Origin of the sequence: Mucilaginibacter sp. RCC_168, assembly GCF_041355315.1 — a bacterium.
In the GTDB taxonomy this organism is placed as follows: Bacteria; Bacteroidota; Bacteroidia; order Sphingobacteriales; family Sphingobacteriaceae; genus Mucilaginibacter.
On sequence record NZ_JBFUPN010000004.1, the window covers coordinates 128236 to 148515 of the forward strand.

Below are 20280 nucleotides of genomic sequence, written 5' to 3' on the forward strand. Positions count from 1 at the left end.
TAAAATATTTATAAAAAAAGTGTGTTTATTTTAATTTTTTACTACTTTTAAACATGGTTAGCAGGATTTATCAATTTACTGCCTTAATTTTTTTCCTTTTTTCCGGATTTGTAGCATCCGGACGGGGAGGATCATACCATATTAATCATCAGAACGAAAAAAAAGCTTCTTTTAAAACCGCAAGCCCTAATCATCGCCCATCCAATTACGAATACAGTCTTAATAATGTACCCCTGCCGGTTATCAATATTCAACAACACCGCGGGGCGCATTCATTACAAGGCTTTGATCACAGTCCCAATTTTTTCTCGATAGGGATCAAATACATCACCTTTACTTGCGGCCGCGGCACAAGTCAGCTGTCGCGTTTCCGCAAACTCATCCTTTTTCCGTTTCACGCTTTTTGGTAGTAGAAAAAACAATGCTATCCCGCTGCCCTGATTAGGCAAGCGGTATTTATTGTTTTTAAAAATTTAGTTAATACCCACGGCATTTTGATTGGATGCCGGGAGATTATTTGAATCAAGAGCCAAGAATCAGGAGTCAAGACAAAAGAATAGTTGATTTTAAAATCCTTTGTTTGAATGTTCATTCTTCAAATCAGGGACAACATTAAGCTATTGCTGTTTTCTTAACTCTTGATTCTAAAATCTTGGCTCTTCATACTGCCTGGTATTTTGATTGGTACCAGGCAGTACTTATCAACTTTATTAAAACTCCCTAAAACCCGAAACATGAAAAAATTCATACCCTTTGGCGTACTTATCCTGGTAATTATACTTGCGCTTGTATATCCCTCGGTTACCCTCACTACTATAAAAGACAGTAAAATTGATACCGGCGATACCGCCTGGCTATTAGTAAGTACCGCCCTTGTATTAATCATGACCCCCGGACTGGCATTCTTCTATGGCGGCATGGTAAGCAAAAAAAATGTACTATCAACCATGCTGCAAAGCTTTGTTTGTATGGGCGTAATTACCGTTATATGGGTGATATTTGGCTTTAGCCTGGCTTTTGGCGATTCCATTGGCGGTTTTATTGGTGATCCGCGCACCTTTTTTATGATGAAAGGTACACTGGGTAATGCTACCTGGAAACTGGCGCCAACTATACCATTGGTATTATTCGCTATGTTCCAGTTAAAATTCGCGGTAATTACACCAGCCCTTATCACCGGCGCTTTTGCCGAGCGTATCCGTTTTAATTCCTATGTAATTTTCCTTTGCCTGTTCATGATATTTATATACGCTCCGCTGGCACACTCTACCTGGCACCCGGATGGTTTCCTGTTTGGCAAAGGCGTATTGGATTTTGCCGGTGGCACAGTAGTACATATGTCGGCAGGCTGGGCTGCATTAGCTTCGGCATTATATTTAAAACAACGTAACGATCAAGCACATTCACCGGCACGTATCAGCTATGTATTATTAGGCACAGGTTTATTATGGTTCGGCTGGTTCGGCTTTAACGCGGGTTCGGCCTTAGGCTCAGGTACATTAGCCGCCACAGCTTTGGCTACTACCACCACAGCATCTGCAGCCGCAGCTATGGCCTGGATGTTTTTTGACATATTACGCGGCAAAAAACCAGGCGTTATGGGCGCTTGTATTGGCGCGGTAGTAGGCCTGGTAGCTATTACACCGGCAGCGGGTTTTGTAACCATACCCCACTCTTTGATCATCGGTATTGTGGCCGCTGTAGTGAGTAATCTGGTCGTGATCTGGAGAACATCAACCAGCATTGATGATACCCTTGATGTATTCCCTTGCCATGGCGTAGGCGGCATGGTGGGCATGTTATTAACCGGTGTATTCGCGCATCAAAATGTAAACGCGGGTAATACTACCGGCAATGGCTTATATTATGGCGAAACCCACTTATTTTTCATCCACCTTATTACGCTGGTAGGTGTTTCGGCCTTTGCTTTTTTTGGCTCACTATTATTACTAAAGATCACAGATATGATCAGCACTTTACGTGTTAGTCCAGAGGAAGAACTCGCCGGTCTTGACGTAAGTCAGCACGACGAAGGTCTTTAATCCGACACACTATCTATCAAACCAAACAACAAGAAAAAACTAAAGCTGCATTTTTAAAGATGCAGCTTTTTTAATTATTGAATTATTGATTTAGTGAATTAGTGATTTGCTTGTCTGAACCCGAATTTGTAGAATTTAAGGATTTTCAGAATTTGTCTAACTTGCTTACCAATTTCTCACCACTCACCACTCACCACTCACCACTCACCACTCACCACTCACCACTCACCACTCACCACTCACCACTCACCACTCCTTCGTCGATATCTTATTGATCTTTTTCTGCTCTTTGGGCAGGGCAGATATTTTAAGCATGTATGATCTCAGTACAGCTCCTACTTTACGGCTATTCAATAGCATGCGGTTCAAAAACTCGGTTACATCGCGCTTATCCAGTTTATCTTTGGCTTTTTCCATGGGAATAGTAACACCTGGTACAGCCTCATACACATTATACCGATTGCGCTGATACGGCACATACACAAAATCGGTAAACCAGTAGCGATATTTATTGTCCTTTACCTCCACGCGCAGGGTGTAGGTTATCTCACCATCTTCATGGGTGGTAACAAATGATTTTTTGGATACCAGGAAACCGCTGCTACCCACCAGCACACCCTGGGCCTTATCAGCGGTTGACAGCTTTAGTTTGCCTTTGGGGTATGCCGACTTAAAAAAATAAAGTCCACGGCTATACAAAGTATCGGCGCTCAGGCCTTCCTGGGTAACCGTTTGATAGTAGATATACTTGTCATTTTCATCAAAAGCCAGCGAATCTGTTTGAGCCGAAGCGCTTTTCACAAACAACACACAAACAAGCGCTATCAATATATTTTTCATTTTTATACTTTATTAAATTAAATGAGCAAGGATTTTTGCTTGAGAGCAAGGATTTTGAGAACAAGGAGCAAGGATAAAAAAAATTAAATCCGAGTAGACAAAGTCCTTGCTCTTTGTTTTTTATCTTTAATCAAAAGTCCTTGTTCTTTACTCCCAAAATCCTTGCTCCCTGAAAACAAAGATAAAAGCCGTTCCGGTAATAGGAACGGCTTTCATAAAAAGATTTGGAATTTATTTTTTTCTTTAGAACGCGTAAACCGCAGCTAACACAAACTGCGAAGCTTTATTGGTTGATACACCGCTGCTGTTAACAAATGGCGCATAGAATTTATCGCTCTTATTATCAAACCTAAGCTCAGGTATCAGTGTTAGCGGACCCGCCTTGATATTTGAAGTTATAGTGATCGCTTTTACATCGCCGCCATCCTTTTTAACTTTAAAATACTCACCTCTTAAACCAAAGCTAACCGCTTTTGATACCGCATACTGTGGATAAAGCGCAACGCCCTCAAAGCCGCCGCCATCATTAGGAGCAGAGAAGGTAGCGCCATTTAAGCCTAATTTAAAGGCATCGGTTATCTGATAGGCAGTTGTAAGGTCAAATTCTGTTCCGGAGTATGAACCGGTTAATACGTTCAGATAAGCTGTCCAGCCTTTAACCGGAGCAACCATCAATTGCGCGCCAAAGGTTGACACATCACCCGAGGTTGTGGCACCCTCGCCTACTGTTCTGAAAGAGGAATAAGTATTCCAGTAGTTATTAAAGATACCGGCCATTAAGCTCACTTTATCAGAAAAAGCATAAGTGGCTTTGAAACCCGCGTTCTGGAACGGTCCATTAGTAAACAGGTACGAGGTTGAATAGTTATAGTTGCCTGTTGGCGCTATTACCTCATAACCCACAAATGTAGCCATATAACCAGCTGTTAAATTAAACTGACTGGTAACATCGTAAGACACATACAGATTTTGAATGTGGTAATTGGGGTTGGGGATGGACTGATCATTTCGCGGACCAAAAGACAATTCACCAACAAACGATGCCTTCCCTACCTTTTTCTTCAAACCCAGATCGATCATACCTATCGAAACCGAGTTTTGATCTGTGGCGAAGCTGGTTGGTATGTTGGCACGTTTAGAAAAATCATACTTATAATAAGCGTCAACAGATCCGGTAATAGTTAGCGGCGGATCTGGTGCTGCTGTTTTTGTGGTGTCCTGTGCTTTCACTGTAAAAGCCGCGATAGAAAAGAAACATAATAGTAAAGCTGTTTTTTTCATGATAACGATTTAATTGTTAATAAAAATTGGGTTTGTTAATTTTTTTGATTTGAAATACTGATATACAAATAGTTATTACCTTATAGGATCTTTTATTGTCGGCATAAAAAATCCCTGTGCAGTTGGCGATGCCATTACATTAAAGCCACACACCAACCACACAAGGTATTACCGATCCGGATGAGGGATCTTTTATTATTATTTATTCGTCTTAAACTTCAGAAGTCGACTTAACCCCTTTGTCAAAAAGACCGCTCAAGCTGATCTCTTCTTCCTGGGCTGGATAAACCTCAATACCGTGATCAAACACGTCAAGACCACCCAAACCAGCTTCTCCATGTTCTTCAACACGCAGTCTCCATGGATTTGGCAATTTGTTAAGCACATACATCATAATAAAGGTTACCACAAAAACCGAAGCTGTAATAGCAAAGCTGCCAATGAATTGGGCCTTCAACACGCCAAAACCACCACCGTAGAATAAACCGGCAACCGGGGCTGAATTATCGGCACCTGTTGGGCTTGTAGCGCCAAACTGACCCGATGCAAATAAACCTAATGATAAAGTGCCCCAGATACCGCAAAGGCCGTGAACAGAAACCGCGCCAACCGGATCGTCGATACGGAACCACTCAATAATATAAACACCTGCAAAAATCACGAAGCCGGCAACCGCGCCAAGCAAAATAGCGCCAAGCGGGCTTACCCAGTAACATGGACAGGTAATTGCAACCAAACCACCTAAAAAGCCATTGATAGTAAAGGCCAGATCGAACTTACCTTTTGTTGGGCCCCACCAAAGAGCGGCAAGCATAGCGGCAAAACCACCGGCACAGGCAGCAAGGGTAGTATTAGCGGCAACACGGCCAATTCCCTGCATATCCATTGCAGACAGGGTTGATCCCGGGTTGAAACCATACCAGCCAAACCATAATATAAAACCACCTACAGCAGCTACCAATAAGTTATGACCAGCAGGTAATCCGCCTTTTTCTTTATCATCGCGGGCAAAGATCCTGCCTAACCGTGGCCCTAACACCATGGCACCAGCCAATGAAGCCACACCACCTATGGTATGCACAACGGTTGAACCGGCAAAGTCACGGAAAGGCTGAGCGGTTAAGTGAGCGAAAACTCCTGAAGTTCCCATGGTAGCCAGGAAACCATCAGGACCCCAAGCCCAATGACCAATTATTGGATAAATAAAACCTGTAATACCTATACTGTACAATATATCGCCACGGAAACTGGTACGACCGATCATAGCACCAGATACAATGGTTGAGCAGGTATCGGCAAACGCGTACTGGAATATCCAGTGTGCCAGGATCGGGATACCGGTTGCGCCATAAGTAGCAGGGGTATTTTGTAAAAAGAACCAGTTAGTAATGGTTTTGCCATCGGCGCCTAAGCCGCCCCAGCCAATAAAGCCATTACCGTTACCAAACATAAAGGCATAACCTATTGCATAAAACAATAACCCGCATAGGCATGTATCAAAAATACACTCCATTAAAACGTTAACCGTTTCTCTTTTACGGGCAAAGCCAGCTTCAAGCATCACAAAACCAGCCTGCATACCGAAAACCAAAAAGGCAGCAACCAAGGTCCATACCGTATTAACGGTATTGATGAGTGCTGTTTCATGAGCGGTATAAGTGTCGGCAGCGTGCGCAGATGTACCTAATAGACCAGGTAAAGTGAACATAGCCACGAGCACCAACCCTAAACCAATCATCTTTCCTGTTAAAATGGTGGCTCCCAGCGCCCATTTTTCACGTGACAGTTGTCGGACTGCACTCAGGAGGTTGTGTTTTGTTGAACTTACTTTCATTTGTCTTTAATTTAGTTTGATTGTTTTTAAAAGTTTAATTTAGTTTGATTGTTTATTTAATTAAGCTTGATTGCAGGTTTAAAATTTAACAAAACCACCACATTCACTCACAAATCCCCTCTTTTAGTCTTTTAACTATTGACATTTTTATAAAAAATACAATAATTATGATGTTTCTGTAAATTATTTTCTGAAATTATGTAGTTATTTTAACAATAACAAATTTTTAACAAAAAAATAACGTTAAAAAATGAAATATTTACGAAAATTGTAAATCAAAACTAAATTTTGTATCATTTATTGATGATTTTGAAATTTTATTTCTTTTCAAATCCAAATAAATTCTATCAACATAAAAATTATAGGCATTTTTCAGAAAAAAAGTCAATTTTTAGGTATTTAAGAGCAAAAATTAACTAAAAAGCCTATAAAAATTCAATTTTGGCTAAGCTCAGCACATTAAAACCATACTTTTCTTGAAATATTCAGCAACTAACTTTTTATTGATTGGGGGCAATTGCCTTTTAAAGCCCATTGTGTTTTTTATTGGCTGAAAAGGGGACGAAAGCTAAATGGCGGAGATTATGCCGGATATTTTGGCATCTCACTTGCAAATACGTTCCATAACAGGCAAATTTCTGACCCGACAAGTGTGAATATCCTGTCGGGTGCCGAAATAAATTCGGCATGACGTGTTTTTCTTTGAAAAAACGACGTTTTACTTGCATTATTTGCTACTTATATCATATTTCCTTTAATTTTTGTGTATATTTTAAATGATAGTTCTATTTTTGAAAGTTGACCTTTATTTAAACCGCATATCTTATGTCTAACATCCGATTTAAAGCACTACAGGACGTCCTGGGCAGGACCATCCCGGAAGTGAAACCACCTTCTTCAAAGATTTCAGATTACTTTGGCGCCAATGTTTTCGATAAAAAGAAAATGAAGGAGTACCTTTCTACCGAGGCTTACCAGGGAATTATTAACTCTATTGAAAAAGGCGAACCAATTCCACGCGACCTGGCCGAGCAAATTGCCGCTGCCATGAAATCATGGGCATTGGGTAAAGGGGCAACGCACTATACGCACTGGTTTCAGCCGCTTACCGGCACTACCGCCGAAAAACATGACGCTTTTTTTGAACCCACCGCCGACGGGGGCGCTATCGAACGTTTTTCGGGCGATGCCCTGGCGCAACAGGAGCCTGATGCTTCAAGCTTTCCGAGCGGCGGCATCCGCAATACTTTTGAGGCCCGTGGTTATACCGCCTGGGATCCGTCGTCACCTGCATTTTTGATGGCCCGTACCTTATGTATACCAACCGTATTTGTATCCTACACCGGCGAGGCCCTGGATTATAAAGTACCTTTATTAAAAGCATTAAGCGTTTTAGATAAGGCCGCTGTAGATGTTTGTCATTATTTTGATAAAGGCATTGAAAAAGTAAACGCATCATTAGGTATCGAACAAGAGTATTTTCTGGTTGATATCGCTTTATTTAATGCCCGTCCCGATCTGTATTTAACCGGTCGTGCTTTGTTTGGCCACATATCTGCCAAAAACCAGCAACTGGAAGATCATTATTTTGGATCTATACCTGAACGGGTATATGCTTACATGCAGGATATGGAAGCCGAAGCCTTATTATTAGGGATACCTTTAAAAACACGTCATAATGAGGTTGCACCTTCGCAATTTGAGTGTGCCCCTATTTATGAAGAAATAAACCTGGCCATTGACCACAACCAACTGTTAATGGACCTGATGGACCGTGTTGCCCGCCGACATAACTTTAAGGTATTATTGCATGAGAAACCTTATGCCGGCATCAATGGCTCGGGTAAGCACAATAACTGGTCGTTAATAACTAACACGGGTAAAAACCTGTTGTCGCCAGGCAAAACGCCTAAGAACAACCTGATGTTCCTCACTTTCTTTGTAAATACCATCAAAGCGGTTTATGAACATGCCGATCTGTTACGTGCATCTATCGCTTCGGTAAATAACGATCACCGCTTAGGCGCTAATGAGGCCCCTCCTGCTATCATCTCCATTTTCCTGGGCAGCCAGCTGAATGATGTACTGGATGAGATAGAAACATCGAGGATCAGCAAAAAGATCAAAGAAGATAACCTGTTATGGCAAGGTATTCCTAAAATACCGCAAATACTGCCTGATAATACCGACCGTAACCGTACCTCGCCTTTTGCTTTTACCGGTAACAAGTTTGAGCTGCGCGCCGTAGGTTCATCAGCAAACTCTGCCAGCCCGATGACAGTATTAAACCTGATTGTGGCTGATCAGCTTAAAAAATTCAAGTATGATGTAGATAAGCTGATTAAAAAAGGTGAGAAAAAAGATGTGGCCTTATTAATGGTGATCAAAAAATACATCAAAGAGTCCAAAAATATCCGCTTCGAGGGCAACGGCTATAGCGAGGCTTGGGAAAAAGAGGCAGAGGCAAGAGGTTTAGCAAACGAAAAAACCACGCCAAAGGCATTGGATGCTATGCTTTCTGAAAAAACAGATATTCTTTTTGCAGAAACCGGCATATTTACTCCACGCGAAGCACATGCCCGCCATGAAATTTTGCTGGATGCCTTTTATAAGAAACTACAGATAGAAGCCCGCGTTATTGGCGAGTTGGTACTCAATGTGATCATCCCATCGGCTATTGCCTATCAATCTAAACTGATCGAGAATGTAAAAGGGCTTAAAGACCTTGGTTTGGCAGATACCACTTACGCTGCACAACTGGATATTATTAACAAGATATCCGAGCACGTGAACTTTATTAAAACCAATGTAGAACAAATGGTTAATGAGCGCAAAAAAGCCAACGTGATCGAAGACTTACGCCAACGCGCCATTGATTATGACGAAAAGGTAAAAACATTCTTCCAGCCAATACGCTACCATGTAGATAAATTGGAACAACTGGTTGATGACACCCTTTGGCCGCTGCCAAAATTCAGGGAGCTGTTATTTATAAAATAAGTACGTCATTAATTGCACGAATTACTTCGAATTTCAGGAATTATTAGAAGGGAGCCGGTGGATACTGGCTCCTTCCTTTTTAGGATCCCTTTTCCACGCGTCATTGCGAGGCACGAAGCAATCTCTACAAAGGCAGGTCAATTATACATACTTGCTCTGTACAGCATAGAGATTGCTTCGTGCCTCGCAATGACGTATTTTAGTAAAGCACATTACACTCTAAGAAGAGTGATGTGTAGAGCGACGCCAGGGTGAGTCCGCAGCGCGCGCAATTCGTGTAATTCGCTAAAATTCGTGCAATTCGTGTTAAAATAATTAGTTTTGCGCCATGGTTTCTTCACAACGTTATGATCAACGTGGCGTATCTGCCTCCAAGGATGATGTACACAATGCAATAAAAAATATCGACAAGGGTATTTTCCCTCAAGCCTTCTGTAAAATTGTACCTGATATATTAACTGGCGACGACGCGTACTGTAATATTATGCATGCAGATGGCGCGGGTACCAAATCATCCTTAGCTTATACTTACTGGAAAGAAACCGGCGATATATCTGTATGGCGCGGAATTGCGCAGGATGCCATTATCATGAACCTGGACGACCTGCTTTGTGTAGGCGCTACTGATAATATCCTGCTGTCATCAACTATCGGTCGCAACAAAAATCTGATACCCGGCGAGGTGATTGCCGCCATTATTAATGGTACCGAAGAAATATTGAGCGAATTACGTGATGCAGGCATTGGCATATACTCCACCGGCGGCGAAACCGCTGATGTGGGCGACCTGGTGCGCACCATCATTGTCGATTCCACCGTTACCTGTCGGATGAAACGGGAGGATGTGATATCCAATCACCGCATTCAACCTGGCGATGTGATAGTTGGTTTAGCCAGCTACGGACAGGCCAATTACGAAAAAGAATATAACGGCGGCATGGGCTCTAACGGCCTTACATCTGCCCGTCATGATGTATTTAACAAAACCATAGCCGATAAATATCCGGAAAGCTATGATGCGGCCATTCCTTATGAACTGATCTTCAGCGGCAGTAAAAACCTGACTGATCTGGTTGATATTGGCAATGGACAAAGTATTACCGCAGGTAAACTGGTATTGAGCGCTACCCGTACCTACGCCCCCATCATTAAAAAAATGCTCGATGCTTACCGCAGCCAGATACATGGCATGGTACATTGCAGCGGCGGTGCGCAAACCAAAGTGCTGCATTTTATTGATAATCTGCATATCATTAAGGATAACCTTTTCCCGGTTCCACCGCTGTTTAAGCTCATCCAGGAAGAATCAAAAACCAGCTGGCAGGAAATGTACAAAGTTTTCAATATGGGTCACCGCATGGAGCTTTATGTACCCCAGGAGATCGCTGGCGAACTGATTAGCATATCCCAAAGCTTTGGTATAGCTGCTCAGATCATCGGTCGCGTTGAAAAAGCTGATACCAAAAAAGTAACCGTAACATCAGAGTTTGGGGTATTTGAGTACTAATAAGAATCAAGAGTCAAGAATCAAGACAGGAAAATTATCTGTATATAAAAACCATGTTTTAATAGTTGCGTTTTAAAAACCGCCAACTGCTGTTATTTTTCTTGCATCTTGACTCTTATATCTTGACTCCTATACAACATACATATTCCCCCGCTTATGCTCAGGTTCCTGTTGGCACAATCATCCTTTAACCTTTGGGTGATATTTTTGGCCGAGAATCTGCTGGTTACCGTACTGGCTTTGCTATTTGGCTGGTTGGTACTCAAATTAAACCACAAGCCTATTAAAGCCGCTTCCCGTCAGGAAGTATTCATTTGTATTCTGACCAACGTAATTAATACGGCTATAACCTATGCAGGCTTCTGGTTATGGCAGCATGGTTATATCCGGTTTAGTTATACCCTATCCTGGTATATAGCTTTTGATTTTATAGTACTTTTTATACTGATGGATCTGGCTATGTTCCTGTTTCATTACGCTATACACCGCTCTGTATTTTATAAAGCCATCCACAAATTCCATCACCATTATGCAGATCCCATCCCTATTGATCTGTTTGTACTTCACCCGCTCGAAACAGTAGGCTTTGGCTCTTTATGGATCGTGATCATCGTATTATTCAACTTTAACTTATATGCTGTCTTTATTTACCTCATCGTTAATGTATTTTTTGGCATCATGGGGCATTTAGGGATAGAGCCCATCCCGGCATGTATCAGAAATACGATGCCTTTTAAATATTTAGGCACCTCTTCCTTTCATCACCGGCATCATCTGGATATTCATCACAATTATGGTTTTTATACCAATATCTGGGATAAGCTTTTTAAAACTTATAAAGGATGATTTTGGGAGTAAGGATTTGGGGAGCAAGGACTTTAGGACTTTAGGATAAAAAGAAAAGCCCGGCCAAATTGGCCGGGCTTTTCTTTTTATTGTCTCTGTTTCAGGAAAGAAACGGATTAGTTAAATATGTATCTAACACCGATCTGAGCCTGGAAACGTGAGAACTGGCTGATATCTGTTTTGTATGAAGAAGTAACAGGTACCAGGTTGTTGGCATCAAGATATGGGAATGAATAAGTTGCCTGGTTTTCGTTATTTGCATTTTTAACAGTACCCATATACCTTAAAACAGTACTTGCTCCAAAGTTATTACCAGTTACTGATGACACCTGTTGGTTACCCCAGTTGCGGTTCAGCAGGTTAGTAAAGTTAATTACGTCAAAAGTAACTTCGATGGTGTTTTTAGTTTTACCAGCTTGTACAAAAAAGTCTTGTGCAAAGTGTAAGTCAACTCTTTTGTAAGTAGGTAATATAGCACCGTTTCTTTGCGCAAACTGACCTCTGTGCTGGCTCAGGTAAGGATCCTGGTTGATAAAGTTATTCAACTGAGTCCAGATCTGTGCAGGTGTACGAGGGTCGGCGGTTCCGTTTGCAGCCTTAGGAGCAGCAACCAGAATAATGTCGTTTTGATTTTTAGGAATGTACATCAAATCGTTAGTAGCACCGTCACCATTAGGGTCATTAGCTGTAATGTATGATACAGCACCGTTGTTAGCAGCTTCAAATACTAAACCAATTGTTGAAGCCAGGTTTTTAGCATATTGCTTACGGTATGATACGGTTGCAATGATACGGTTTGGCTGTACATAGCTACTGTTTGACAGGTTGTCTGCATTCGGGTTACCGGCAACATAACGGGTACTCCAGATAGTTGCAGCAGTTGAACCGCCATCGTTAACATCCTTTGATTTGGTGTACGTATAAGCTACGCTGGCAGCAAAACCGTTAGAGAAGCTTTTTTGTAACTGACCGGTAATAAAGTACGAGAAACCTTTGCTGGTATTTCTCATATAATATAAACCGCTAATTGATGGATTTGTTGCAGTTGCATTAGCAGCAGACGGCGTAGTATTTTTTGAAGCATACTGAATTTGACCTTCTGGACCGGCTAAAGTGCTGTATGCATCAGATAATACTAAGTTCTGGTGATAAATAGCACGGATATCTTTGGTGTATGCACCTTCGATAGTACCGATGATACCGCCTGGTAATTTCTGGTCAACCGCTAAGTTGGTTCTCCAGATTTTTGGATATTTCAGGTTAGGATCAGCAACATCTAATTCATAAGCTGTACTGGCCGCTCCTGCTGCCGGACGATTAGCATTTGGATTAGGATTGAATTTTAAGCGTGGATCCTGATCTGCAAGGGCCTTTTTAGGATCGCTGTTGATGGTGTACGCTCCGAATAACAAACCGTTGTTTGAAGCCTGGTTAGATATCCATACAAATGGTACCGGACCGGTAAATAAACCAGAACCACCACGTATCTGGGTTGACTGATCGCCATTTACATCCCAGTTAAAGCCTACACGAGGTGAAAGTTGTACCCTGTTTTTTGGCAATTTAGATACATCTACATGAGTACCACCCTGGAAAGTAAGAGCTGCAGCATTAGCGTTAGACGCTAATGTGGTAGGGAATACATCATAATCAGCACGTAAACCATAAGTTAACCTAAAGTTATCAGTTACGTGATATTTATCCTGTATATAAACGCTGTAAAGAGACGCTTTGATTTTAGCATACGGGAGCCCGCTACCTACAGCCGAATAACGTAAAGTGTAACCATTTGCTGGCCTGTCATTCAAAAAGTCAGAAGCTGAATTATAAGTATATAAACCGTTATAATCAGGAGCAAAACCGTTAGTGTAGCTCTGGATCTGGTTGCTGGTACCAAAAGTAAACTCGTGCTTACCTGAATAAATGGTAAAGTCATCAGCAAACTGCCAAATGTTGGTACTTAGCAAGTTACCGGCGGTATAAAGCTCAGAACCGAAGCTGGTTGCTGTTGCTGATGCTGGAGAGATAATGTTACCCTGGTCATCAGATGTACCGTTACCGATATCAACCATTGGCACTGAGCCGCCATTACCCAGGAAATTACGGAAATCTCTTAATGCCGAGTATCCAACAGTCAGTTTGTTTGACATGGAATTGCTGATGCGGCTATTTAACTCTACAATTCCAATATTAAAATTGTTATTGATAGTATAACCTGAACCATAAAAAGGCAGAGTATTAGGCCCCGGAGTACGTGTTGTACCATAACCTACAGGGATACTTTTTTTACCTGTAGGATCGGTTGGATCAAGGAATGAACCATTACCTATACCTGAATTACTTGCAGGCTGATCTTTAAACGATTTTAAATAGAAATATTTAGCGCTTAAGGTGTTGTTCTTGTCGATGTTCCAGTCTAACTTAGCAGTTAATTTATTGCTTGAAGTTCTGTAAACATAATCTTGATAAGCTCCTGGATTATAACCCAAGGCAATCAATTTAGCTTTAATAGCATCCAGCGTACTCGCTTGTACGTTTGATACGTTTGAGCCGCTTGCACCGTTACCGCCGGCAACATAAGCAGCGGCTGGTGGCGCGCTAACTCTTTCCTGCTCGCCTGATACGAATAAGAATAATTTATTTTTGATGATCGGGCCACCTACGGCAACACCATCGGTATGGTAATCAAATGGAGTGATAGGCAAGTTGGTTGTACCTGCATGGTAACCTGTTAATCTGGTACCGCGACCATAATAATAAGCAGTACCTTTTACCTGGTTGGTACCTGATTTTACTACGGTGTTAACACCGGCGCCGGTAAAGTTACCCTGACGTACGTCATAAGGGGCAATATCAACCTGGATCTGATCGATCGCGTCCAATGATATAGGCTGTGAGCTGGCCTGACCACCCAAAGTACTTGATAAACCAAAAGAGTTATTGAACAATGCACCGTCAACAGTTACGTTATTGAAAGCTCCGCTACGGCCACCGAAACTATTAAAAGTACCGGTTGAGTTTGCTGATGGAGTTAATTTGGTAAAATCCTGTAATGAACGGGCAACAGTTGGTAAGTTTTCAATTTGCTGGCGGTTGATAGTTTCACGCGCGCCGGTACGTGATGAGTTGATCACTTTACCTTGCGAACCGGTAATTACTACCTCTTTTAATGCAGTCAGATTATCCTCCAGTCTGGTATTGATCTTTTGATCCTGACCGATGGAAAGGGTGATACCTTCCTGAACAAAGTTTTTGTAGCCAACAAAGCTTACTTTAAAGGTGTATGGACCACCTACTCTTAAGTTTGGGATGTTATAACGGCCATCTGCACGGCTTACTGTAGAGTATACAGTACCCGTTGGCACGTGGGTAATGGTTACGGTAGCACCCGGAATGGCACCCTTGGCATCGGTAACAATACCGTTTACACTGGCTGTTGTTACACCCTGTGCAAAGGCATTCCTGTTAAGGAACATAAAACCGGCCAATAATAATAAAAGAAGTAAAGGCTTCCTCATAAATTGCTTTTTTAATTATACTTTCTGTTGATTAGCCGCAAAGATAAGTAATAGCCTGATTGTCAATGTTAATTTTATGTTAACAATTATTATATATTTTTCAACACTTTCATTCATACATAACATTAATTACAAGTAAATTGATAGATATTATATAATATTTATAATAATCCGTACACTTAATCCGGTAAATGGCATTTAATTGTAAATAATAACACGATGCCTACGGGGCGCCTTATTCCATTTTTGCTTTTCAGCCCTTTTACTTAGCTTTGGGCCAATTAAAATTAAGGCCGGTGCTAACAACACGGTTTAGCTTTAATCCGTACAAAGCGAAAATTTAAATTATACATCATTAAAAATATGGACTACGATTTAATTGTTATAGGATCAGGCCCGGGTGGTTACGTAGCAGCAATCCGCGCTTCCCAACTCGGTTTAAAAACGGCCATCATTGAAAAAGAATCATTAGGCGGTATATGTCTTAATTGGGGCTGTATCCCTACTAAAGCCTTATTAAAAAGCGCGCAGGTGTTTGAGTATATCAATCATGCTGCCGATTACGGCATTAACGTAAACGGCAACGGCGAGGTAAATTTTGAATCGGTTATCAAACGCAGCCGTGGTGTTGCCGATGGCATGAGCAAAGGCGTTCAGTTTTTAATGAAGAAAAACAAGATCGATGTAGTACTTGGTTTTGGTAAATTAAAATCAAAAGGTGTTGTTGAAGTTAAAGCCACTGATGGCTCAACTAAACAAATCACCGCTAAACATATTATTGTGGCCACAGGCGGTCGTTCGCGCGAGTTGCCAAACCTGAAACAGGACGGCAAAAAAGTAATTGGTTACCGCGAGGCCATGTCATTACCCAAACAGCCAAAATCAATAGTGGTTGTAGGTTCCGGCGCTATTGGTATCGAATTTGCTTATTTCTACAACTCTATAGGCACTAAAGTTACTGTGGTGGAATACCTGGACAACATCGTTCCCTTAGAGGACGAAGAAGTTTCAAAAGGATTGAATCGTATCCTGAAAAAACAAGGCATCACCATTATGACCAGCGCCAATGTGGAATCTGTTGACAGCAGCGGTGAGCTTTGCAAAGTAAACGTTAAAACTGCATCAGGTATTGAAGTACTGGAGGCCGAGGTTGTATTATCAGCCGTTGGTATCTCCACTAACATTGAGGGTATTGGCCTGGAAGAAACCGGCGTAAAAACCGATAAAGGCAAGGTATTGGTTGATGATTTTTACCGTACCAATGTAGAAGGTGTTTATGCCATTGGCGATATCGTAAAAGGTCAGGCACTGGCACACGTAGCATCGGCCGAGGGCATCATTTGCGTAGAGAAAATTGCAGGTCATAGCCCTGAGCCATTAAATTACAACAACATCCCGGGCTGTACTTATTGCTCACCGGAAATAGCCTCTGTAGGTTATACCGAAAAAGCGGCTAAAGAAGCCGGATACGAAATTAAGGTTGGTAAATTCCCATTCTCGGCATCGGGTAAGGCAAGCGCTGCCGGAGCCAAAGATGGTTTTGTAAAACTGATATTTGATGCCAAATACGGCGAGTTTCTGGGCGCGCACATGCTGGGCTATAACGTTACCGAAATGATTGCCGAAGTAGTTACCGCCCGCAAACTGGAAGCTACCGGTCACGAGATCATTAAATCGGTACACCCGCACCCAACCATGAGCGAAGCCGTAATGGAAGCTGCTGCCGAAGCCTACGGTGAGTGTATACACTTGTAATTTTTAGTTCATAGATCATGGTTAATGGTTCATAGCTAAAATCAGATCTGTTATTATTCTTAATCGTCATAAAATGAATGCATAACATTTAATTTATGGCGATTTTCTTTTTATCTGATCATAAAACCTGAACTATCAGCCACCAACTTAAAAAGATTGTGTTATTTTAGCTTTCGATGATATGGCTCCCCTACCAGCTACCATGATCTATGAACCATCAACCATGAACTAAAACATGAAACTCCACACAATAGATACCGGTTTTTTTAAATTAGATGGCGGCGCTATGTTTGGCGTAGTGCCTAAAACCATCTGGACTAAAACCAACCCTGCCGATGATAATAATTTGTGTACCTGGGCCATGCGCTGCCTGCTGGTAGAGGATGGCAAACGGCTGATACTGATCGACACCGGCATCGGCAACAAACAGGATGAAAAGTTCTTCAGCCATTATTACCTGCATGGCACTGCCACATTGGACAGTTCGCTGGCGGCCCTTGGCTTTCACCGTGACGATATTACCGATGTATTTTTAACCCATTTACATTTTGACCATGTTGGCGGCGCGGTGATACGCAATGGTGATAACCTGACCCTGGCATTTAAAAACGCTATTTACTGGAGCAACCCACAACACTGGGAGTGGGCAGTAAAACCCAATGAACGCGAAAAAGCATCATTCCTGAAAGAAAATATACTGCCCATACAGCAAAGCGGCCAATTACAATTTGTGGATAGTACGGACGGCGTACAATTCACAGAAAACTTTCATATACGTTTTGTTTATGGCCATACCGATGCCATGATGCTGCCATTGATTGATTATAAAGACAAAAAGATACTATATATGGCAGACCTGCTGCCATCTGTAGGGCACCTGCCGCTCCCTTATGTGATGGCTTATGACATGTTTCCGCTTAAAACTTTAGGCGAAAAGAAACTATTTTTGAACGAAGCCGTAGAACAGAATTATATTTTGTATTTTGAACACGATCCTGTTAATGAATGCTGTACATTGCAGCAAACAGAAAGGGGACCAAGGCTAAAAGAGGCGTTTAAATTAAGTGATATTTAATAAGTGTTTCAGGAATGCCACAAAAATCATACCGCTTACAGGATTGAACAGTTAATAATGCAAAAATGAACAATTTGTTAACATTAAAATAGTTAATATCTCATAATCAACAGCTTATAAATGCAATTTATGACGTGCTTTTTTTCGAAATACTATTTGCAATTATATTTTTTTAGAACAATTTTATAACTTTGCACGTTCTGTACTAAATAGAAAGTACCGAAGGTTTATTAAATAAATGAGACAACTCAAAATAACGCAATCCATTACCAATCGCGAGTCACAATCGCTGGACAAATATCTTCACGAGATTGGTAAAGTTGATCTGATAACTGCCGAAGAAGAAGTAATATTAGCTCAAAAAATACGCGAGGGCGACCAGGCAGCTTTGGAACGATTGACCAAAACTAACTTACGCTTTGTGGTGTCTGTTGCTAAACAATATCAAAATCAGGGTTTAACGCTGGGCGATTTGATTAACGAGGGCAACCTTGGTTTGATCAAGGCCGCTAAACGTTTTGACGAAACCAAAGGTTTTAAATTCATCTCCTACGCGGTATGGTGGATCCGTCAGTCGATCCTGCAGGCTATTGCCGAGCAATCACGTATTGTGCGTTTACCACTAAACCAGGTAGGCTCATTAAGCAAGATCAGTAAGGCATTCTCCAAACTGGAGCAGGAATATGAGCGTGAACCTTCACCAGAAGAGTTGGCCGATATTCTGGAAACCACAGTCGATAAGATCTCTGACACGCTGAGCAACTCAGGTCGTCACGTATCTATGGATGCGCCATTTGTACAGGGCGAAGAAAACACCCTGCTTGATGTACTCGAAAACCAGGAACCAAATACCGACTCTATACTGATCAACGAATCGTTATCAGAAGAGATCAAACGGTCGCTCTCAACCTTAACAGAACGTGAACGCGAGATCATTGTGTTATTCTTCGGCCTGGGAACCAACCACCCGCTTTCATTAGAAGAGATCGGTGAAAAATTTAATCTTACCCGTGAGCGTGTACGTCAAATTAAGGACAAAGCATTACAACGTTTACGTCATACCTCCAGAAGCAAAATATTAAAATCATACCTGGGTTAATCTATAAACCCCAATCCTATTGAAAAGCCACCGGTGATCCTGGTGGCTTTTTTTGTTATTTACCTACCATAACTATCCTTTGACCAATCAAGCGTGAACGCGTATAATCATTATAGTTACATGATTAGTGCAACAATTATAGGTTTAAATGCGTCATCGATAATACTCAAACTTATTTACCTTTAATCAGATTCTTATGGCTTCACGATACAAAATACATGGCTTGAAAAACCTCCTTTTACTCATCTTCTTTTTTTATGCTCCATGTTCTTTTGCTCAATATAAAGACCAGTTATCACCAAAAGTCTCTGTCATCATCAATACCAATCTCGAAACCTATTTTTTTGCCGAAAAGCTTGCTGTTGAACACATCAACGATTATGTGTTTGATCAAAAAGGAGGCGATTACGCACATCAACCAATTGTTCATTATGGCTTTCTGCATTTTAATCGCTACGTAAATACTCCGGTTATATTAAGAATCGCAGATCTGCTTAAACAAATAAAGGACACTTATCATGATAATGGCCCTATTATGAACTATTTGCTAAATGAAAAAGAATTCCCCTCCAGAGGACATTTGTTTAAAGGTCTTCCAAAAGACCCAAATCATCCCGAAACGTCAGTTTTATTTGCTGAACTTACCGATAGCTTAAACAGTTTTTATCATTTAGCCAAAGTAAATGAGTTCCTTAAAGAGAATGCTCCATTTTATCAAGGTGCATTAAAAGAAGTGGAGAAAGACATAGATGTTCCTTCTTTTCCGGCTTTGGAAAAATGGTATGGTAAAAGGTTCCCGCAATATTGCATCTATTTAACACCTGCAATGCCAATTACCAAAGGTGAAGACAATTACCGCGGATTTGGCCCAAACATCCTCTCTTCCGAAGGCACTATTCCCGCTATGATCATGAGTTCTGACCAAATGTTGCTACCAGAACCTGGCTTGGCATCTTATAAACATTTCGGCTTTGATAACCCCGCGGTAACTCATTTTTTAACTAAACATGAAATTGGCCACTCTTTTGTCAATCCTGTCATTGAAAAGTATTCAGCCCAGCTTCAAAAAGACTCGGCCTTATTTACCCCCGAGCTTAAACAAATACTCGCCCCTCATTATATTAATAACTGGTATGTATGCGTGATAGAACACCTCGTACGGTTAGGCGAAATCCGCACGGCGATATCTATGAAAGATTTGAAGGAAGCTGAACGCTTACGCAAGCTGCATATTTACAGTGAAAAATGCGTGTTAATTCCGCTGCTTGAAACTCAGATCAGGGGTTATGAACTTAATCGTAAGCAGTACCCTACTTTTGAGAGCTATGTTCCACAACTTATTTCTTATTTCCACTCATTAACGCCTGCTATAATTAATGAGCAGGTTAAAAAGTTCAATTGAAATGACAGTAGGAATTTTAAGTGACTGGAGACTCATTAGCAGTAGAGAACATACATGGCCTCATACAAACAAACCAACATC

General features: G+C 41.4%; 13 protein-coding genes. 9 read left to right on the forward strand and 4 right to left on the reverse strand.

Annotated features, from left to right (window positions below):
- Positions 1-53 precede the first annotated feature (53 nt).
- Positions 54-410: a hypothetical protein gene (locus AB6735_RS04720; RefSeq protein ID WP_370994693.1), complete on the forward strand. Its 357-nt coding sequence runs from the start codon at positions 54-56 to the stop codon at positions 408-410.
- Positions 411-734: 324 nt separating this feature from the next.
- Positions 735-2042: an ammonium transporter gene (locus AB6735_RS04725; protein WP_370994694.1), complete on the forward strand. Its 1308-nt coding sequence runs from the start codon at positions 735-737 to the stop codon at positions 2040-2042.
- Between the two features lie 246 nt (positions 2043-2288).
- Here AB6735_RS04725 and AB6735_RS04730 read toward each other — a convergent pair whose 3' ends face one another.
- From AB6735_RS04730 to AB6735_RS04740, 3 genes are all read right to left on the reverse strand, one after another.
- On the reverse strand, positions 2289-2882 hold the full coding sequence (locus AB6735_RS04730) for a DUF4468 domain-containing protein (protein WP_370994695.1): 594 nt from the start codon (positions 2880-2882) through the stop codon (positions 2289-2291).
- Positions 2883-3125: 243 nt separating this feature from the next.
- Positions 3126-4163: a porin gene (locus AB6735_RS04735; RefSeq protein WP_370994696.1), complete on the reverse strand. Its 1038-nt coding sequence runs from the start codon at positions 4161-4163 to the stop codon at positions 3126-3128.
- Between the two features lie 211 nt (positions 4164-4374).
- A complete protein-coding gene (locus tag AB6735_RS04740) occupies positions 4375-5997 on the reverse strand; it encodes an ammonium transporter (protein WP_370994697.1) in 1623 nt (540 codons plus the stop codon).
- A gap of 825 nt (positions 5998-6822) precedes the next feature.
- Here AB6735_RS04740 and AB6735_RS04745 point away from each other — a divergent pair.
- The 3 genes from AB6735_RS04745 to AB6735_RS04755 all read left to right on the forward strand — a co-directional run bounded on the left by AB6735_RS04745 (position 6823) and on the right by AB6735_RS04755 (position 11350).
- Entirely contained in the window at positions 6823-8997 is a 2175-nt protein-coding gene (locus tag AB6735_RS04745; RefSeq protein ID WP_370994698.1) for a glutamine synthetase III, read from the forward strand.
- A gap of 328 nt (positions 8998-9325) precedes the next feature.
- On the forward strand, positions 9326-10504 hold the full coding sequence (locus tag AB6735_RS04750) for an AIR synthase related protein (RefSeq protein WP_370994699.1): 1179 nt from the start codon (positions 9326-9328) through the stop codon (positions 10502-10504).
- A 156-nt stretch (positions 10505-10660) separates the two neighbouring features.
- A complete protein-coding gene (locus tag AB6735_RS04755) occupies positions 10661-11350 on the forward strand; it encodes a sterol desaturase family protein (RefSeq protein WP_370994700.1) in 690 nt (229 codons plus the stop codon).
- A gap of 116 nt (positions 11351-11466) precedes the next feature.
- On the opposite strand, the gene AB6735_RS04760 is transcribed toward AB6735_RS04755, so the two are convergent.
- Positions 11467-14868 (reverse strand): carboxypeptidase regulatory-like domain-containing protein, encoded by a 3402-nt coding sequence (locus AB6735_RS04760; RefSeq protein ID WP_370994701.1) that lies wholly within the window; start codon positions 14866-14868, stop codon positions 11467-11469.
- A gap of 363 nt (positions 14869-15231) precedes the next feature.
- On the opposite strand from AB6735_RS04760, the gene lpdA reads away from it, so the two are divergent.
- The 4 genes from lpdA (at position 15232) to AB6735_RS04780 (ending at position 20199) form a co-directional block, all read left to right on the forward strand.
- Positions 15232-16623 (forward strand): dihydrolipoyl dehydrogenase, encoded by a 1392-nt coding sequence (gene lpdA, locus AB6735_RS04765; protein ID WP_370994702.1) that lies wholly within the window; start codon positions 15232-15234, stop codon positions 16621-16623.
- Between the two features lie 235 nt (positions 16624-16858).
- A complete protein-coding gene (locus AB6735_RS04770) occupies positions 16859-17698 on the forward strand; it encodes an MBL fold metallo-hydrolase (RefSeq protein WP_370994703.1) in 840 nt (279 codons plus the stop codon).
- Positions 17699-17936: 238 nt separating this feature from the next.
- Complete coding sequence (locus AB6735_RS04775) at positions 17937-18797, forward strand: RNA polymerase sigma factor RpoD/SigA (protein WP_090466905.1); 861 nt, start codon at positions 17937-17939, stop codon at positions 18795-18797.
- A 196-nt stretch (positions 18798-18993) separates the two neighbouring features.
- Entirely contained in the window at positions 18994-20199 is a 1206-nt protein-coding gene (locus AB6735_RS04780) for a DUF4932 domain-containing protein (protein ID WP_370994704.1), read from the forward strand.
- Positions 20200-20280: the final 81 nt, after the last annotated feature.